Below are 16,640 nucleotides of genomic sequence, written 5' to 3'. Positions count from 1 at the left end.
CGTGCATCGCAAGGCGGGCGATTGAGGCAGATGGGGTCTCCCCTGCTCGAACGCAGCTGAGAGCTTGGGGAAGGAGCGTTGGTGATTGACGACAACGCCGCGAGGTGCGTGCCCCAGCCCCGCGACGCCGCGAAGCCCGCTGCCGGGCCCTCACAGTGCTTCCGGCAGGTGGAAGCGGGTCATGGCGGCGTTCGTACCGGGAGGTATGGAGCCGGGCGTGGCGAGGGACACCAGGACCATGGCGAGGAAGCCGACCGGCACCGACCAGACGGCGGGCCAGGCGAGCAGTGCGTGCGGCCAGCCGGGCGGGCGTACCGCGCCGCTGACGGTGATGGCGACGGACAGGAACGCGGAGCCGCCGCCGAGCAGCAGCCCGGCGATCGCGCCGGGCGGGGTGAGCCGCCGCCACCAGATGCCGAGGACCAGCAGCGGGCAGAAGGAGGACGCGGAGACGGCGAACGCCATCCCCACCGAGTCGGCCACCGGCACCCGGCTCACCATCAGTGAACCGGCCAGCGGTACGCACATGGCGAGGACGGTGGCCAGCCGGAAGTGCCGTACCCCGCGCGACGGGAGCACGTCCTGGGTGATGACTCCGGCGACGGCCATCGTGAGGCCGGAGGCGGTCGACAGGAACGCGGCGAAGGCGCCGCCCGCGATGAGCGCGCCGAGCAGATCCCCGCCGAGCCCGCCGATGACGCGTTCGGGCAGCAGCAGCACGGCGGCGTCCGCGTCCCCGCCGTGGATCAGCTCGGGGGCGTACAGCCTGCCCAGTGCGCCGTAGACCGGCGGCAGCAGGTAGAACACGCCGATGAGGGCGAGGACGGCGACTGTCGTACGGCGGGCGTCGCGGCCGTTGGGGCTGGTGTAGAAGCGGACGACGACATGCGGGAGGCCCATGGTGCCGAGGAACGTCGCGACGATCAGCCCGTAGGTGGCGTACAGCGGATGGTCGGCGCGAAAGACGGAGAGCTGCTCGTCGAAGTGGACGCGGGGCTGCCCGTCGCCCTGCCAGGCGAGCACCAGGAAGATCGCGGGGACGAGGAGTGCGGTCAGCTTCAGCCAGTACTGGAAGACCTGTACGAAGGTGATGGACCGCATGCCGCCCGCGGCGACGGCGATGACGACGACGGACGCCACGAGCACATCGCCGAGCCAGCCGGGCGCCCCGGTCAGGATCTTGAGCGTCAGTCCCGCGCCCTGGAGCTGCGGTACGAGGTAGAGCCACCCCGCCGCGACGACGAAGACGCTCACCAGCCTGCGCACCTGCCGCGATTCCAGCCGCCCCTCGGCGAAGTCGGGCAGGGTGTACGCCCCCGAGCGGCGCAGCGGTGCGGCGACGAACACCAGCAGCACCAGATAGCCCGCGGTGTATCCGACCGGGTACCAGAGCATGTCCGGGCCGTGCACGAGCACCAGGCCGGCGATGCCGAGGAAGGAGGCGGCGGAGAGGTATTCGCCGCTGATCGCTGCGGCGTTGAGCCGGGGCCGTACGGTGCGTGAGGCGACGTAGAAGTCGGAGGTGGTCCGGGAGATGCGCAGCCCGAAACCGCCGACGAGGACGGTCGCGACGACGACGACGGCGACGGCCGCCACCGCGTACGTACGGCTCACTGTGCGGGGCGGCCTTCCACGAGCCGGGCGAAGTCGCGTTCGTTGCGCTCGGCCCGTCGCACGTACCACCAGGCGGCCAGGGTCAGTGGTGGGTAGGCGGCGAACCCCAGGACGGCCCAGACGAGCGCGGCGCTGTGCAGGGCTTCGAAGACGAGCGGCAGTGTGCCGACGACGACGGCGAGGGCGGTGAACGCGGTGAGTCCGGCCCGCAGTTGGCTGCGCATCAGCGAACGGACGTAGGCGCCGCCGAGTGCGGTCTGCTCGTCGATCTCCGACTGGGTGCGGTAGCGCGGCAGCGGGCGCACCCGCCGGGGCTCCCCCGTCACCACTTCACGCCGGGGCGTTGGCTCTGCGGACATGGGCCCGGAGTGTACGCAGCACCGGACGGTCGTGGGAAGGGGTTCGAGCCCGGGCAGGGCCTGGTCAGCGGCCGGTCTGGCGCATCAGCAGATCGCGCAGCGCGCGGGCGTGGCGACGGCTCACGGCGAGCTCCGCAGTGCCGATGCGCACGCTCATGCTGCCCGCGTCGAGTCGGAGTTCGTCGATCCGCCCCAGCGCGACGAGATGGCGGCGGTGGATGCGTACGAAGCCGCGCGAGCGCCAGCGTTCCTCCAGGGTGGTGAGGGGGACGCGGACGAGGTGGCTGCCGTTGTCGGTGTGCAGCCGGGCGTAGTCGCCCTGGGCCTCGGCGTAGGCGATGTCGTCGATCAGGATGAACCGGATCACTCCGCCGAGCTCCACCGGTATCTGGTCGTTCGCGGTGTCGAGTGCGGGTGCGGAGCGGTCGCCGACCTGTTCGGCCACGCGTCGTACCGCTTCGGCGAGGCGTTCGCGGCGTACCGGCTTGAGGACGTAGTCGACGGCTTTCAGGTCGAAGGCATGGACGGCGAAGCCCTCGTGTGCGGTGACGAAGACGATGAGCGGGGGCGCGGCGAATCCGGCCAGCAGCTGGGCGACGTCGAGACCGGTGAGGCCCGCCATGTGGATGTCGAGGAAAACGACGTCGATGGCGGACGGGTCGTCGGGGCCCGCCTCGACGGCGCTGCCGATACGGCGCAGCGCCTCGGTGGCCCCGGTGGCGCCCTCGGCGCTACGGATGCGGGGATCGGCGCGCAGGAGGTAGAGGAGTTCCTCCAGGGCGGGTTCTTCGTCGTCGACGGCGAGTACGCGCAGCATGGGGCGGAGTTTAGGGCGTACACGGGGGCTCCGCGCTGAGTGATTCACCGCTTCTTTCCGTACCGGACAGCATGCGCACCCTGGAGCCTCATCGAGATGTCGGCGCCCGTGCACTGGGTGTGCTCGGCGCCGCCGATGCCTTCCGATTCGAGGAGCATCTGGCGGAGTGTGCCCGGTGCCGGAGGGGGTCGACCACTTCGAGGTGCGGGGACGGCGGCCGGGCGACGGCTGTTGCGGATCACTCGCTGAACGGCGCTACTTGAGCAGCCTGGAAAGCCGTCGGTCGGCCAGCGGTTTGCCGCCGGTCTGGCAGGTCGGGCAGTACTGGAGCGAAGAGTCGCTGAACGACACCTCGCGGATGGTGTCCCCGCAGACGGGGCAAGCTTCGCCGGTGCGTCCGTGGACGCGCATCCCGCTCTTCTTCTCGGCCTTGAGCTTTCCGGCCGCCAGTCCGCTGGAGCGTGCGACCGCGTCGCGGAGCGTGGTGAGCAGCGCGGTGTGGAGCCGGGTGATCTCGTCGTCGGTGAGGTTCGCGGTGAGCAGATACGGAGACATCTTCGCCGCGTGCAGGATCTCGTCGCTGTAGGCGTTGCCGATGCCGGCGATCAGGGACTGGTCGCGCAGGGCGCCCTTGATCCGGCGGCGTTCCCCGGCGAGCAGTGCGGCGAAGGTGTCACGGTCGAAGGAGTTGTCGAGGGGGTCGGGGCCCAGGCGGGCGATGCCCGGGACCTCGGCCGGGTCGTGCACGAGGTATACGGAGAGGCGTTTGGTGGTGCCCGCCTCGGTGAGGTCGAAGCCGTCGCCACCGGTGAGTACGGTACGCAGCGCCAGGGGCCCCTTGCCGGGGCGCGGCGGCGCGGCGGGGAAACCGTCCTTCCAGCGCAGCCAGCCGGCCCGGGCGAGATGGGTGATCAGGTGCAGCGGGCCGACGCCGATGTCCAGGAACTTTCCGTACCGGGCGATGCCCGTGACCGTGGAGCCGTGCAGGGCGGTCAGCGGTGGGTCGTACGTCTTGAGGACGCTGACGGTGAGCGGCAGGACGCGATCGATCTCCTTGCCGACCAGATGGTCGTCGAGGAAGACACGCAGGGCTTCGACTTCCGGCAGTTCGGGCATGGTTCCAGACTGCCAAAGCCATCGCCCGGATGCCTGTCAGAGGCTGTACACGCGCTCGGCAGTGGTGGCGAGGACGCGCGTTCGCTCGTCCTCGGTGAGGGCATCGGTCAGAGTGTGTGCCGCTTCGACGACATCCTCGTACGTCGCGGCGAGCCGGCACACCGGCCAGTCGGAGCCGAACATCAGCCGGCCCGGTCCGAAGGCGTCCAGGACGGTGTCGGCATAGGGGCGCAGATCACTCACGGTCCAGGAGTGCACATCGGCCTCGGTGACCAGGCCGGAGAGTTTGCACACGGTGTTGGGGCGGGCGGCCAGGGCCCGGAGGTCGTCGGCCCAGGGGTGCAGTTCACCGGTGGCGACGGGCGGCTTGCCGGCATGGTCGAGTACGAAGGTCAGCCCGGGCAGCAGGGCGGCGGCCTCGACGGTGGCGGGCAGCTGGTGGGCCTGGACGACGAGGTCGTAGACGAGCCCTGCGTCGGCGACGGCACGCAGTCCGCGCCGGACGTCGGGGCGCAGCAGCCACTCGGGATCGGGTTCGCCCTGGACCTGATGGCGGATACCGACGAGCCGGTCGCCGCCCGGGAGTTCACGCAGCGCGGCAAGGGTGTCGGCGACGTCCGGCGCCGTGAGGTCGCACCAGCCGACGACGCCCGCGACGAGGTCGTTGTCGTGGGCGAGGGCCAGGAACTCGGGCGTCTCCTCGGGGACGGTGACGGTCTGGACGAGGACGGTGGCGCACACTCCGACGGCGCGCGCCTCGGGCTCCAGGTCGGCGAGGGTGAACGTACGCCGGAGCGGGGCGAGTTCGTCGCCGGTGATCCAGTCCTGGTCGCGCACCGACAGGTCCCACACATGGTGGTGGGCGTCGATGATCCGTTGCTGACCGGCCATGTCACAGCTCCCAGGCGACCGGGAGACCGGCTTCGGCGCCGTCCGACGAGTAGTCGTGCGCGATGTCGAGGAGCTCGTCCATCCTCGCCTGCCAGGCGACGTTGACGGGGAGTTTCTCCAGTTCGGCGAGGAGTGCGGCGTAGTCCTCGCAGTCGATGACGTGGAAGAGATCGGTGCCGCTGCGCCAGATCGTCCAGGACGTGGCGCCCGCTGCCCGGATCGCGGCGGTCAGCTCCGCGGGGACTTCGCGGTGCGCGGCCTCGTACTCCTCGATGCGGTCCGCGCGGACCTTGGTGTGCAGGGCGATTCTCATGTCAGTGTCCGTCCTCGGTCAGCAGGCTCTCGGCGCGCAGGTCTTCCCAGAGGGCGTCCGGGATCTCGCGGCGGAGCAGGGCGGCGGCGTCGCGAACCTCGTCCGGGGAGCGGGTGCCGACGAGCACTCCGGCGACGGCCGGGTGCCTGAGCGGGTAGTGGAGGGCCGCGGCCCGCAGCGGGACGCCGTGGCCTTCGGTGACGGCCTTGATGCGTAGCGCCCGGTCCAGGAGGGCCAGGGGCGCGGCCGTGTAGTCGTATGTGGCACCGGGGCGCGGGTCGGCGAGCAGCCCGGAGTTGAAGACCCCGCCGACGACGACGCTGCGGCCGCGGGCGGCTGCCTCGGGCAGCAGTTCGGTCAGGGCGGACTGGTCGAGGAGGGTGTATCGGCCCGCGCAGAGCACGACGTCGACATCGGTGTCGCGCACGAAGCGGGTGAGCATCGCGGTCTGGTTCATGCCCGCGCCGATCGCGCCGATGACACCCTGTGCACGCAGCTTTTCCAGTTCGGGGTATGCCTCGTGGAACGCGGTCTCCGCGTGGTCGTCCGGGTCGTGCAGATACGCGATGTCGAGGCGGTCGAGGCCGAGCCGTTCCAGGCTGTCCTCGATGCTGCGGCGTACGCCTTCGGCGCTGAAGTCCCAGCGGCGGCGGTGCGTGGCCCTTACGGCGAATCCCTCGGAGAGACCGTCGGACATGTGCTCGCAGGCCGTACCGGTGTCGGCGGGCAGCGGGTCGAGCACCCGTCCCACCTTGGTGGACAGCACATACGAGTCGCGGGGTCTGGCGCGCAGGGCCTCGCCGAGCCGTCGTTCGGAAAGGCCGAGTCCGTAGTGCGGCGCGGTGTCGAAGTAGCGGACGCCCTCGTCCCATGCGGCGTCGACTGCGGCCGCCGCCTGCACGGGGTCGACGGCGGTGAAGAGATTGCCGATGGCAGCCGCTCCGAAGGACAGCTCGGTGATCTCGACTGCGCTGCTTCCCAGCCTGTTGCGCCGCATGCTTCCGCCGCCCTCCCCGTTGATCGCTTCCTGCACACAGCGAATATTCATCGGATCACTTGGGCACGTCAACACCTCAGACGCCATGAACAGCGGCACATTCCTAGAAATCTGTCCGATCTATGGCCGATCGGGGCGCAGCCCGTTCACCAATCGGGCAGCAAGGTGAGCAGCTGCGCCACCTCGTCGTCGGCGCAGCCCGCCAGCCGCTCCAGATCGGGCAGCGCCTTGCCGTCGGCCACCAGCCCGACCTGCACCCGGCCGCCGTATGTGGACAGGGCGATGGCCAGGGACTGCCCGCGGGCCAGCGGCGCCATGGGGTAGACGGCGCGCAGCGGGCAACCGCCGAGCGAGAGCGCCGAACGCGGCAGGGGCACGCTGGTGACCAGGACGTCGAAGAGCATCCTGGCCGCGTTCCCGGCGATCGGTGCGCCGAAGCGGTGGGCCAGCGAGGGCAGTTGATCGGCGAGTACGGCCACCGCGCCGGCGCCGCGGAAGGGTCCGGCAGCCTTGTTGCGGTCCATGGCCGCGCGGACGGTACGGAGCCGCTTCCACGGGTCGGACTCCGAGACGGGCAGCCCGAGCAGATAGGCGGAGAGCTTGTTCCCGCTCGCGGCGGCCTGACCCGGTCTGCGGCGGGAGACCGGCACCAGGGCGCGCGGGTCCTCGGCGGGCAGCGGTTCGCCGCGCCCCAGCATCCAGCGGCGCAGCGCCCCGGCGACGACTGCGAGCAGGACATCGTTGGTGGTGCCTCCGACGGCCCGCCTGATGCGCTGGACGGCGTCGAGGTCCAGGTCCGCGGTGACCAGCCGCCGGGTGCCGCTGGAACTCGCGGTGAGTGCGGGCGCGCCGCGCAGATCGAGGCGACTGGCCCGCACCATGGAGGCACCGACCCCGAACGCCCGTCCGAGATCCTCGATCCGGCCCAGCGCGAGGCCGGCGACCCGGCGCGGGCCCGGCATCCAGGAGCGGGGCGGGACCGTGCGCGCCCGGCGGGCGGGCATGCCGCTGTGGGCACGTCCGGCGGCGGAGGCGATCTCGTCGAAGATCCCGGCTCCGATGGCGACCGCGCGCATTCCGTCGGCGAGCGCATGATGGAGCTTGACGAGCACCGCGAAGGGGCCGCCCTCGGCGCCGCCGATCACATACATCTGCCAGGGCGGCAGACCCCGTTCGAGCGGCCGCTCCATCAGTTCACCGGCGAGCCGGGTGGCGCCCGCCATGAATCCGCCGTCCCCGCCACGAGACTCGGCCTCGGTCAGCTGCACCCGCTCGATGTGCCGGTGCACATCGAAGTCCTTGTCCACGAACCAGGCCGCACCGCCGACCGGCAGCAGCACGTCCCTGACCCGCATCCGCAGCCGGGGAATCGCGGCGGCGCGGGTGCCCAGCAGCTCCAGCACGGTCTCCGGACCGGCGCCGTGCTCCGGGTCGGGCGGCGGGGAGAAGACGGCGAGCGCGCCGAGGTGCATGGGGTGGGCATCGGATTCGAGGTGCCAGAAGGCCAGATCGAGAGGTGCCAGTAGCTCAGTGCCCAACGGGTCCTCATGTCATCGAAGGCAAAGACTGACGGAGTCGCAGTCAATCGTTCGTGGTCGGTTACGGTCAAGCACAGACATGTTACGTTCTGTTACTGTCGGGTAGTACTCAACATCGCCGTCATTCGCGTTCCGGAATGACGAATTCGCACCACACGCACTTGCCGCTGCCCCGCGGCTCGACACCCCACAGGTCCGCCAGCCGGTCCACCAGCATCAGCCCTCGCCCGGACACCCCGGCCTGCCCCGGGTCCCGGTGCCGGGGCAGCGCGCTGGAACGGTCCTCGACGTCGACCCGCAGCCGCCGCTCGGGCCCGGTGAGCACCCGGATCGTGACGATCGCCCCGCCGTCGGTGTGCATCAGCGCGTTGGTGACCAGTTCGTCGGCGGCCAGCTCGACCTCGTCGGCCCGCGTCTTGGCGCCCCAGGCCCGCACCGCGGCACGGATCATGTGCCGCGCGGAGCTCAGCGCCTCCGGGTCACCCTGTGCGACATGCTGCTGGAGCCGGCCGCCCGGCCGGGGTGCGTGAGCGGCCTGTCGGCGCAGCAGCAGGACCGCCACATCGTCCTCGCCGCCACGCTCGTCGACCTCCTCGCAGAGCTGGTCGGCCAGCCGCTGGAGGTCCTGCGGACCGTTGCGCACCATGGACGCCAGCAGCTGCATACCCTCATCGAGATCGGCTCCGGGCAGCTCCACCAGACCGTCGGTGAACAGCACCAGTGTCTGACCGGGGTCCAGCTCGACCGTGCTGACCGGGTATTCGAGCCGCTCGAACTCGGCCGACAGCCCCAGCGGCAGCCCGCCCTCCACGGGCAGCCTGCGGCAGCTGCCGTCGGTGTCGCGCACCAGCGGATCGACATGGCCGGCCCGGACCAGCTGCACCACTCCCGTCGTCAGGTCGGCCTCGGCGTAGGAGCACGTCGCGAAGCGGTCGGTGTCCAGCTCATGGAGGAACACCGAGGCCCGGGCCATCACCGTGGCGGGGCTGTGCCCCTCCGCCGCGTAGGCGCGCAGCACGATGCGCAGCTGCCCCATGACAGCCGCGGCATGCGTGTCATGGCCTTGTACGTCCCCGATGACGGCCCCGACCCGGCCGCCGGGCAGTGGGATGACGTCGTACCAGTCGCCCCCGATGTCCCGGCCCAGCCGGGCCGACCGGTACCGAACGGCGACCTGCGCGCCCGGCACGTCCGGGATCCGGCGCGGCAGCATGGCCTGCTGGAGGCCCTCGGCGAGATCGTGCTCCTGCTCGTACAGCATGGCCCGCTGCAGACTCTGGGCGATGGAGCTGCCGAGCGCGACGAGCAGGTTGCGTTCGTCGCCGGTGAAGCCGTCCTTCTCGCTGTAGAGCAGTCCGAGTGCGCCGATGGGCCGGGCCTGGGCGATCAGCGGCATATAGGCGGCGGACGTGATGCCGAGGTGGCTGATGTGGGGCCACAGAATCGGGTACGAGGTGGCGAAATCCGTGGCGGACTCGATGAACCGGGGCGAGAGCGTGGTCACCACTTCGCTCATCGGGTACGGCTCGTCCGTCCGGGTGTAACGAGTACCGGGTACGAAGGAGCCGTCCGGGCCGTCCGCCACCAGATGGATGCGTCCCGCCTCGATCAGGCCCACGACCAGGCTGGTCGCGCCGAGATGCGCCAGGCCCTGCGAGTTCTTCAGCACGTCGATGACGTCCCGGACCGTCCGGGCGTGGGCCAGCGCGGCCGTGGCGCCCTCCACCAGGCTGGTGCGGCGCTGCCGCTCCATGTCCAGTTCGCGGCGGGCGGTGGAGTCGGCCAGCTCCTGGGTGGCGTCGCGGACGATGCCGATGATGCGATGGGGGCGGCCGGTCTCGTCGCGCTGGATGAAGCCCTGGGTATGGGTCCAGCGCAGAGTGCCGTCGCGCCTCAGGATCCTGAAATACGCGCCGTAATTTCTCTCCCCGCCCTTGAGGGCCTGCGCGACCATCGCGTCGAGCCGGACACCCTCATCCGGCGGCACCCGCGGCGCGAGCGACTCCGGCCGGTCGTCGTATTCCTCGGCCCGCAGGTCGAACACATCGAGTGCGGGCCGGTCCATGTGCATGAGGCCACTGTCGAGGTCCCAGTCGAAGCTGCCCATACGGTTCAGGGCGAGACTGAGATCCGGGTGGGCGGGCCAGTCGTCAGGGAGTGACAGGGCACCCGCTACCCGATCATCCATGCGGGTCACTCTGCCATCATTTGTCCGATTCTTCGAGCGAAGCCCGCGCCGACGGGGACTCCGGTGTCGCACAGTCGGAGCACCTCCCCGACCCTCAGCGGCACCGGGCTGCAGCATCCCTGGACCGCCCCGGAAGCCGCCCGCCCAGAGGCCCCAGGTCAGCAGCGGATACCGTGTCCCGTGGAGCACGGTAAGCCCATCCTTACTTCTACCCTGCGCCGCACTGCCCGCGTCAGCCCGTTCTAAGGACCTGCACTCCATGACCCGCCCCGTCCGCGTCGCCATAGTCGGAGCCGGCCCCGCCGGAATCTACGCAGCGGACGCACTGCTGAAATCCGAGGCCGCTCAGGACCCGGGTGTTTCGATCGACCTGTTCGAGCGGATGCCCGCCCCCTTCGGCCTGATCCGCTACGGAGTGGCCCCTGACCACCCGCGGATCAAGGGCATCGTCCAGGCGCTGCACCAGGTGCTCGACAAGCCGCAGTTGCGACTGTTCGGCAACGTCGACTACCCCGCCGACATCGACCTGGACGATCTGCGGTCCTTCTACGACGCGGTGATCTTCTCCACCGGCGCCGACGCGGACCGCGCGCTCGACATCCCCGGCGGCTCCCTGGACGGTTCCCACGGCGCGGCCGACTTCGTCTCCTGGTACGACGGACACCCCGATGTGGCCCGCACCTGGCCCCTGGACGCGGAGAAGGTCGCCGTGCTCGGGGTGGGCAATGTGGCGCTGGACGTGGCACGCATGCTCGCCAAGACGGCGGACGAACTACTGGCGACCGAGATACCCGCGAACGTCCACGAAGGCCTCAAGGCCAACAAGGCCCTGGAAGTACATGTCTTCGGACGTCGCGGTCCCGCGCAGGCCAAGTTCAGCCCGATGGAGCTCCGGGAGCTGGACCACTCACCGAACATCGAGGTCATCGTCAACCCCGAGGACATCGAGTACGACGCGGGGTCGATCGAGACCCGGCGCGGCAACAAGCAGGCCAACATGGTCGCCTCCACGCTGGAGAACTGGGCCATCCGCGACGTGGGCGACCGGCCGCACAAGCTGTTCCTGCACTTCTTCGAGTCCCCGGCAGAGATACTCGGCGAGGACGGCCGGGTCGTCGGTCTGCGTACCGAGCGGACCGAGCTGGACGGCACCGGGAACGTCAAGGGCACCGGACGCTTCACCGACTGGGACGTACAGAGCGTCTACCGCGCGGTCGGCTACTACTCGCAGGAGCTCCCGAAGCTCCCGTTCGACGTGGCCTCCGGCACCGTCCCGCACACCGCAGGGCGTGTCGTCGACGGCGAGGAGCCCATGCCGTCGGTGTACGTCACGGGGTGGATCAAGCGCGGCCCGATCGGTCTGATCGGCCACACCAAGGGCGATGCCAACGAGACGGTCGCCTGCCTCCTGGACGACCACACCACCGGCCGGCTTGCCACCCCGGCACAGCCCGAGCCGGAGGCCGTCACCGCCTTCCTGGAGGAGCGCGGCGTCCGCTACACCACCCGTGAGGGCTGGTACCGCCTGGACGCGCACGAGCAGGCCCTGGGCGCGGAGCAGGGACGCGAGAGGATCAAGGTCGTGGAGCGCGACGCCATGCTGGACGCTTCCGAGCCCCGCTCCTGACGATACGGACCGTTCCTGACCGTACGGACCGTTCCTGACCGTACGGACCGTTCGGCTGGAAGGGCAGCTCCGTCCACCTCGGCGGAGCTGCCCGGCCCGCGATTTCACTCAACGGCCCTGCAGCGCCCGGACATTGCCCCCGAGCATGACTGTCATGATCCTGACAAATTTTTTTCCACACCTTTCGTCAACGGTCCGAACCAAAGGAGGAATCCGACACCCGGAGGCCGGTTGTAGGCGGAAGTCTGCTTAGCTTAGGCTTACCTAAATCAGCGCACTCCGTGTGGGGTTCGCCCGCTCCGTCCACCTACCCATGAGGAACACCCATGTCCCGGTTCACCCGCGTGCGTCGCCGGACGCTCGCCGCAACTGCCACCGCCGCAGCGTTCGTTCTCGTCCTCGGTGGTTGTGCGTCGAGCGACGACGGCAAGGAGACCGCCGGCGCATCCGGGAAGAGCAACGGAGCGTTCCCCGTCTCGATCAAGAGCGCGCTCGGCACGGCCGAGATCAAAGAACAGCCCGAACGGATCGTCACCCTCGGCCAGGGCTCGGCCGAGACCGCCATCGCGCTCGGCCACACCCCGGTGGGCATCGAGAAGTACGAGTGGGGCAGCGACAAGACCGGCTATCTGCCCTGGATCCACGAGGCGGTGAAGAAGTCCGGCGACAAGCTGCCGACCCAGTTCACGGGGGGTGAGGACATCGACTTCGAGGCCATCACCGAGCTGGAGCCGGATGTCATCCTCGCGCCGTGGTCCGGGATCACGCAGAAGGACTACGACATCCTCAAGGACATCGCCCCCACCGTCGCCTACCCCGATCTGGCGTGGAGCACGGACTGGGACCAGCAGATCGACATCATCGGCAAGGCGCTGGGACAGACGGACGAGGCGAAGGGCCTCGTCTCGAAGATCGAGAAGCAGCTGTCCGACGCGGCGGCGACCCGGCCGAACTACAAGAACTACACGTTCTCGTACATCTACAACACCGGTCCCGGCACCCTCGGCGTGTTCAAGCCCGAAGAGCAGCGCGTCAAGATGCTCTCCTCGCTCGGTCTCACCGTCGACCCGGTGGTGAACACCTTCAAGGAGACCAAGGGCACCGACTCGGCGCTCATCGGCCTGGAGAACGCCGAGAAGTTGAAGAACAGCGATCTGCTCTTCACCTTCTACATGGATGACAAGTCCCGCAAGGAGATCGAGGCTCAGCCGCTGTACGCGGCGATGCCCGCGGTCAAGAGCGGCGCCATGGTGTACAGCAAGGACAACTCCTTCGTCACGGCCTCCTCCATCATCAACCCGCTCACCGTGCCGTGGGTGATCGACCGTTACCTGCCGCTGATCGACAAGGCCATCAAGGCCGCCGACAACGGCTGAGGCCGGCCACCACCCACATGGCCACCACCACGCACGCACCGCCGAGCGGTGCCAGCACCTCACGGACCGGCACCGCTCGGCGGGTGTATTCCCTCGTCATCGCAGTCGTCGTTCTCGTGCTCGCCGTGTTCGCGAGCGTCATGTTCGGCAGCCGGACCACCTCGTTCAGCGATGTGCTGCACGTCCTGTCCGGCACCGCCGATCCGAATGTCACCACCATCATCGAAAGCCGCTATCCGAGGACCGCGCTCGGTGTACTCGCCGGTCTCTGCCTTGCCGTCGCGGGCACACTCATGCAGGGCGTGACCCGCAATCCGCTGGCCGATCCCGGTCTCCTGGGGATCAACGCGGGCGCCTCGGCAAGCATCGTCGCCGCGACGGCCTTCCTGGGGGCGTCGGGCAGTACGGACACCATGTGGTGGGCGCTGCCCGGTGCGCTGATGGCCGGTCTGCTCGTCCATGCGATCGGGTCGGCGGGTTCGGGCGGCGGACTGGTGCGGCTCGTGCTTGCCGGTGCGGTGCTCTCCGCCGTGCTGATGGCATTCATCCAGGCGGTGACCCTGAGCCGGCCGCAGGTGTTCGACAGCTACCGGTACTGGGTCGTCGGCGCGCTCGGCGGCAGGGACTTCGACGTCTTCCTGTCGGTTCTGCCGTTCGCTGTGGTCGGCCTGGTGATAGCCGTGGTGCTGGGGCCCGGCCTCAACACACTCGCACTCGGTGACTCGACCGCGGCGTCCCTCGGGGCGAATCCGGCCCTGGTCCGGGCGGGCGGGCTGCTCTCGGCCACGCTGCTGAGCGCCGCGGCAACTGCGGCGGTCGGCCCGATCGCCTTCGTCGGCCTGGCCGTTCCGCATGTGGTGCGGGCCCTGGTCGGTGTCGACTTCCGTGTGCAGATCCTATTCTCGGCGCTGGCCGGTCCCGCGCTGCTGCTCCTCGCGGATGTCGTGGGGCGGGTGGTCATGCGCCCGCAGGAACTGATGGTCGGTGTCGTGACAGCGTTCATCGGAGCGCCCGCACTGCTCATTGCCGTACGCAGGATGAGGGGCAACGCATGACGTCGCATCAGGCCGGATTCCGTACCGCCTCGCCCAGGGGGTTCCTGACGATCGGCAGGACGGTGGCGTTGCCGTTGCGGCGAGTGTCCGTGCTGACGGCACTCGTGCTGTTCGTGCTGCTCGTGGTGGCCGCCGTCGCCACGCTGTCGCTCGGGCGGCTGGGCATTCCGCTCGCCGATCTCACCGGGGCGGTGACGGGCGGGGCCGAGGGCAGACACGCGTTCGTCCTGGAACGCCTGCGCGGCCCTCGTCTGGTGGTCGCCATCGGCACCGGCGGAGCCCTCGGTCTCTCCGGGGCGCTCTTCCAGTCAGTCACCCGCAATCCGCTCGGCAGCCCGGATGTGATCGGGCTGGCGTCCGGCGCGGGCGCCGGCGCCGCGATCACCGCGCTGATGTTCCCGGACACCGTGCCGGTGGCCCTCGGCGCACTGCTCGGCGCCGTCCTCGCCATGGTGCTGGTCCATATGTCGACCGGCACCGGGTTCCGTAACCCCGCACGGCTCGTCGTCGCCGGGATCGGTGTCGCCGCGATCGGCACGGCGGTGACCCAGTACGTCGTCTACGCCATGGAGCGGGACCGGGCCGCCGTCCTCACCGCCTACGTCAACGGCAGCCTGTCGGCGCGGTCCTGGGACGACGCCACCACGATCTGGCTGGTGCTACTGATCGTGGCCCCGCTCACCGCCCTGATCGCACGCCGGCTGGACATCGGGGAGATGGGCGACGACATCGCGGGCGCACTCGGATCCGAGCCCCGCAGCACGAAGACGATCGCCATCGTGCTGGCGATCGTGCTCTCGGCGGGCGCCGTCAGCGTCGCCGGACCCATCGCGTTCATCTCACTGACGGCTCCGCAGATCGCCAAGCGGATCACCCGGGTCTCCGGCCCGCACCTGTCGCTCTCGGCGCTGACCGGCGCACTGCTGCTGGTGATCGCGGATCTCTGCGCCCAGCAACTGCCGCTGTTCGAGAACCTGCCCGTCGGTATCTACACGATGGCCATCGGGGGTGTGTACCTCGGCTGGCTGCTGGCACGGGAGTGGCGCCGGGGAGTGCTGTGAGGCTCTTCGGGGGCTTTCACTCGCCGCTGAAGTCAGTCGTACGGCGCCACTGACACGCCCTCATGGACGGCCCGTTCGTCGTCCTCTCCGGCCGCCCGGTCCGGGTCACCCGATCGTGATGAGGCCGACGCCGCATCCGGGGGTGATCCGCATGCCGGGCGTCCTGCCACCGTGACCGGACCCCGCCTCCCCCGACCCACCCCGCGGCCTCTCTTGAACACGTTCAAGAGAGGCCGTAGAGTCAACACCACTTGAACGCGTTCAAGTCTGGGGGTGGTCATGTCAGTACTGGTCGGTCTGATCGTGATGCTGGGCATGCTGGTGGTGGTTCCGGCGGGGCTGCGGCTGACCGGTGCGCCCGAACTGGACCGGGTGCGCCGTCTGTGGCCGCTCTTCGCCGTGCCAGGCGCTGTCGCACTCTGGCTGCCGCGCGGCGGGCCCGCCACCATCCTGGCGGCCTGCTACGCGCTCGGTGCCGTACTCCTCGCCATGCACGCCCCGCCACGGCTGCTCCGTAACCTCGCAGCGTCCGAAACCCACGCCGTGGCACCCGCCGAGATCGCCCTGCTCACCGCCCTGGTCACCCCTTCGATCGCCGCCATCGCGCTGGTCGCCGAACGCTCGGGGCACACACTCTTCGGCTTCGGGCTCGGCATCCTGGCACTGACCGTGCCGCACTTCCACTTCGCCGGATTCGCCGCCGCGCCGGTCTCGGGGCTCGTCTGCCGGATCGCCGAGAGCGCCGCAGGAAGGTTCGCTGCGCTGAGCGTTCCGCTGGGCACCCTGCTCGTCCTGATCGGATATTTCACCGGGGACCGGGCCGAGCTGGCCGGGGCAGTCGTTCTGACAGCAGGCATGTGGACCGTCGCCCTGCTCACCTGGCGATCGATCCGCGGCAGGCAACGGGACCGGATCACCCGGCTGCTGCTCGCCACCTCGTCCGCCGTGCTCGTGGTCACCATGGTGCTCGCGCCGAGCTGGGCACTGGGCGAGGCCACCGGGCTCCCTCACCCCACGCTGACGTGGATGGCCGCCACCCACGGTCTCGGCAACGCACTCGGCTTCGCACTCTGCTCCGTGCTTGCCTGTCACAGGATCCGGAACCACACCGATCACGAAGGCAGGACCGCATGAGCACCTTCACCTACCCCGAGGTCGGAGCCACTCGCGTCGGCCCACTCCCCGACGGCTACAACCACCTCCACCACCGGACCCGGGTCGGGCGCGGGCGGGCCGACTTCGAGGCAGCGGGCGCGGCGGTCACCGACTGGCGCATGCATCGCACCAGCGGAGCCGCGGTCCGCGCGTCGGCGGCCCGCGCCGAGGCCGGGGGCTCGGTTCGGGTGTCGCTGGGCATCGGCCCGTTCCGGTTCACCGCACCCTGCCGGGTCGTCTGGGCCGAGTACGAGAAGGACCGCATCGGATTCGCCTACGGAACACTGGTCCGGCACCCCGAGTGCGGCGAGGAGTGCTTCATGGTGGAGCTCGCGGACGACGGAACGGTGTGGTTCACCGTCATGGCGTTCAGCCGCCCGGCCGCCTGGCACACCCGGCTCGCGGGGCCCGTCGTACCGGTGATTCAGCGGTGGTACGCCCGCCGGCTCGGCACCACGCTGCGCCGGATCGTCACCGAGGACCGGCGATCGCGGGTCTGAAGGGCCGAGCCGCGTCACCGGACCGATACTGGA

15 protein-coding genes and 1 pseudogene are annotated in these 16,640 nt (G+C 70.0%); 7 read left to right on the top strand and 9 right to left on the bottom strand.

Annotated features, from left to right (window positions below; all coding sequences use genetic code 11):
- Window positions 1–150: 150 nt before the first annotated feature.
- The 3 genes from ACIPEK_RS24520 to ACIPEK_RS24510 all read right to left on the bottom strand — a co-directional run bounded on the left by ACIPEK_RS24520 (window position 151) and on the right by ACIPEK_RS24510 (window position 2,790).
- The gene (locus tag ACIPEK_RS24520; protein ID WP_383077140.1) at window positions 151–1,614 is read right to left on the bottom strand and encodes a cation acetate symporter; all 1,464 of its coding nucleotides are present in this window, start codon (window positions 1,612–1,614) and stop codon (window positions 151–153) included.
- A complete protein-coding gene (locus tag ACIPEK_RS24515) occupies window positions 1,611–1,973 on the bottom strand; it encodes a hypothetical protein (RefSeq protein WP_401999725.1) in 363 nt (120 codons plus the stop codon). Before ACIPEK_RS24515 ends, ACIPEK_RS24520 begins: the two co-directional genes overlap by 4 nt.
- 64 nt (window positions 1,974–2,037) lie before the next feature.
- On the bottom strand, window positions 2,038–2,790 hold the full coding sequence (locus ACIPEK_RS24510) for a LytR/AlgR family response regulator transcription factor (RefSeq protein WP_383077142.1): 753 nt from the start codon (window positions 2,788–2,790) through the stop codon (window positions 2,038–2,040).
- Window positions 2,791–2,861: 71 nt separating this feature from the next.
- Between ACIPEK_RS24510 and ACIPEK_RS24505 the strand changes: the two are divergent.
- Window positions 2,862–2,969, top strand: a pseudogene (locus ACIPEK_RS24505) (zf-HC2 domain-containing protein); the annotation flags it as partial.
- Between the two features lie 76 nt (window positions 2,970–3,045).
- On the opposite strand, the gene ACIPEK_RS24500 reads toward ACIPEK_RS24505, so the two are convergent.
- From ACIPEK_RS24500 to ACIPEK_RS24475, 6 genes are all read right to left on the bottom strand, one after another.
- Entirely contained in the window at window positions 3,046–3,906 is an 861-nt protein-coding gene (locus ACIPEK_RS24500; protein WP_401999722.1) for an Fpg/Nei family DNA glycosylase, read from the bottom strand.
- 36 nt (window positions 3,907–3,942) lie between these two features.
- Complete coding sequence (locus ACIPEK_RS24495) at window positions 3,943–4,797, bottom strand: amidohydrolase family protein (RefSeq protein ID WP_401999719.1); 855 nt, start codon at window positions 4,795–4,797, stop codon at window positions 3,943–3,945.
- Between the two features lies 1 nt (window position 4,798).
- Window positions 4,799–5,110: an L-rhamnose mutarotase gene (locus tag ACIPEK_RS24490; protein ID WP_401999716.1), complete on the bottom strand. Its 312-nt coding sequence runs from the start codon at window positions 5,108–5,110 to the stop codon at window positions 4,799–4,801.
- 1 nt (window position 5,111) lies between these two features.
- On the bottom strand, window positions 5,112–6,107 hold the full coding sequence (locus ACIPEK_RS24485; RefSeq protein ID WP_401999713.1) for an aldo/keto reductase: 996 nt from the start codon (window positions 6,105–6,107) through the stop codon (window positions 5,112–5,114).
- Window positions 6,108–6,253: 146 nt separating this feature from the next.
- Window positions 6,254–7,645: a wax ester/triacylglycerol synthase family O-acyltransferase gene (locus ACIPEK_RS24480; protein WP_401999710.1), complete on the bottom strand. Its 1,392-nt coding sequence runs from the start codon at window positions 7,643–7,645 to the stop codon at window positions 6,254–6,256.
- 121 nt (window positions 7,646–7,766) lie between these two features.
- Window positions 7,767–9,833 carry a SpoIIE family protein phosphatase gene (locus ACIPEK_RS24475; RefSeq protein ID WP_401999707.1) on the bottom strand — a complete coding sequence of 689 codons (2,067 nt, stop codon included), beginning with the start codon at window positions 9,831–9,833 and terminating at the stop codon, window positions 7,767–7,769.
- Between the two features lie 259 nt (window positions 9,834–10,092).
- Between ACIPEK_RS24475 and ACIPEK_RS24470 the strand changes: the two genes are divergently transcribed.
- The 6 genes from ACIPEK_RS24470 to ACIPEK_RS24445 all read left to right on the top strand — a co-directional run bounded on the left by ACIPEK_RS24470 (window position 10,093) and on the right by ACIPEK_RS24445 (window position 16,607).
- Window positions 10,093–11,460: an FAD-dependent oxidoreductase gene (locus tag ACIPEK_RS24470; RefSeq protein WP_401999704.1), complete on the top strand. Its 1,368-nt coding sequence runs from the start codon at window positions 10,093–10,095 to the stop codon at window positions 11,458–11,460.
- A 326-nt stretch (window positions 11,461–11,786) separates the two neighbouring features.
- Window positions 11,787–12,836 carry an iron-siderophore ABC transporter substrate-binding protein gene (locus ACIPEK_RS24465; RefSeq protein WP_401999701.1) on the top strand — a complete coding sequence of 350 codons (1,050 nt, stop codon included), beginning with the start codon at window positions 11,787–11,789 and terminating at the stop codon, window positions 12,834–12,836.
- Between the two features lie 17 nt (window positions 12,837–12,853).
- Complete coding sequence (locus ACIPEK_RS24460) at window positions 12,854–13,891, top strand: FecCD family ABC transporter permease (protein WP_401999698.1); 1,038 nt, start codon at window positions 12,854–12,856, stop codon at window positions 13,889–13,891.
- Window positions 13,888–14,952 carry a FecCD family ABC transporter permease gene (locus tag ACIPEK_RS24455; RefSeq protein WP_401999695.1) on the top strand — a complete coding sequence of 355 codons (1,065 nt, stop codon included), beginning with the start codon at window positions 13,888–13,890 and terminating at the stop codon, window positions 14,950–14,952. The genes ACIPEK_RS24460 and ACIPEK_RS24455 overlap by 4 nt, the downstream gene beginning before the upstream one ends.
- 279 nt (window positions 14,953–15,231) lie before the next feature.
- A complete protein-coding gene (locus tag ACIPEK_RS24450) occupies window positions 15,232–16,086 on the top strand; it encodes a YndJ family protein (RefSeq protein WP_401999692.1) in 855 nt (284 codons plus the stop codon).
- Window positions 16,083–16,607 (top strand): DUF1990 family protein, encoded by a 525-nt coding sequence (locus tag ACIPEK_RS24445; RefSeq protein ID WP_401999689.1) that lies wholly within the window; start codon window positions 16,083–16,085, stop codon window positions 16,605–16,607. Before ACIPEK_RS24450 ends, ACIPEK_RS24445 begins: the two co-directional genes overlap by 4 nt.
- Window positions 16,608–16,640 lie beyond the last annotated feature (33 nt).

It is taken from the genome of Streptomyces sp. NPDC088246, assembly GCF_044741025.1.
Lineage (GTDB): Bacteria > Actinomycetota > Actinomycetes > Streptomycetales > Streptomycetaceae > Streptomyces.
Note: the sequence above shows the minus strand (reverse complement) of the source record. Positions and strands in the feature narration are given on the sequence as shown.

Excerpts from the sequence above, each read along its gene's own strand:
- ACIPEK_RS24490 (WP_401999716.1), bottom strand. The coding sequence starts at position 5,110 with ATGAGAATCGCCCTGCACACCAAGGTCCGCGCGGACCGCATCGAGGAG.
- ACIPEK_RS24450 (WP_401999692.1), top strand. The coding sequence starts at position 15,232 with ATGTCAGTACTGGTCGGTCTGATCGTGATGCTGGGCATGCTGGTGGTG.
- ACIPEK_RS24475 (WP_401999707.1), bottom strand. The coding sequence starts at position 9,833 with ATGGATGATCGGGTAGCGGGTGCCCTGTCACTCCCTGACGACTGGCCC.
- ACIPEK_RS24510 (WP_383077142.1), bottom strand. The coding sequence starts at position 2,790 with ATGCTGCGCGTACTCGCCGTCGACGACGAAGAACCCGCCCTGGAGGAA.
- ACIPEK_RS24460 (WP_401999698.1), top strand. The coding sequence starts at position 12,854 with ATGGCCACCACCACGCACGCACCGCCGAGCGGTGCCAGCACCTCACGG.
- ACIPEK_RS24470 (WP_401999704.1), top strand. The coding sequence starts at position 10,093 with ATGACCCGCCCCGTCCGCGTCGCCATAGTCGGAGCCGGCCCCGCCGGA.
- ACIPEK_RS24495 (WP_401999719.1), bottom strand. The coding sequence starts at position 4,797 with ATGGCCGGTCAGCAACGGATCATCGACGCCCACCACCATGTGTGGGAC.
- ACIPEK_RS24445 (WP_401999689.1), top strand. The coding sequence starts at position 16,083 with ATGAGCACCTTCACCTACCCCGAGGTCGGAGCCACTCGCGTCGGCCCA.
- ACIPEK_RS24500 (WP_401999722.1), bottom strand. The coding sequence starts at position 3,906 with ATGCCCGAACTGCCGGAAGTCGAAGCCCTGCGTGTCTTCCTCGACGAC.
- ACIPEK_RS24465 (WP_401999701.1), top strand. The coding sequence starts at position 11,787 with ATGTCCCGGTTCACCCGCGTGCGTCGCCGGACGCTCGCCGCAACTGCC.
- ACIPEK_RS24515 (WP_401999725.1), bottom strand. The coding sequence starts at position 1,973 with ATGTCCGCAGAGCCAACGCCCCGGCGTGAAGTGGTGACGGGGGAGCCC.
- ACIPEK_RS24455 (WP_401999695.1), top strand. The coding sequence starts at position 13,888 with ATGACGTCGCATCAGGCCGGATTCCGTACCGCCTCGCCCAGGGGGTTC.
- ACIPEK_RS24485 (WP_401999713.1), bottom strand. The coding sequence starts at position 6,107 with ATGCGGCGCAACAGGCTGGGAAGCAGCGCAGTCGAGATCACCGAGCTG.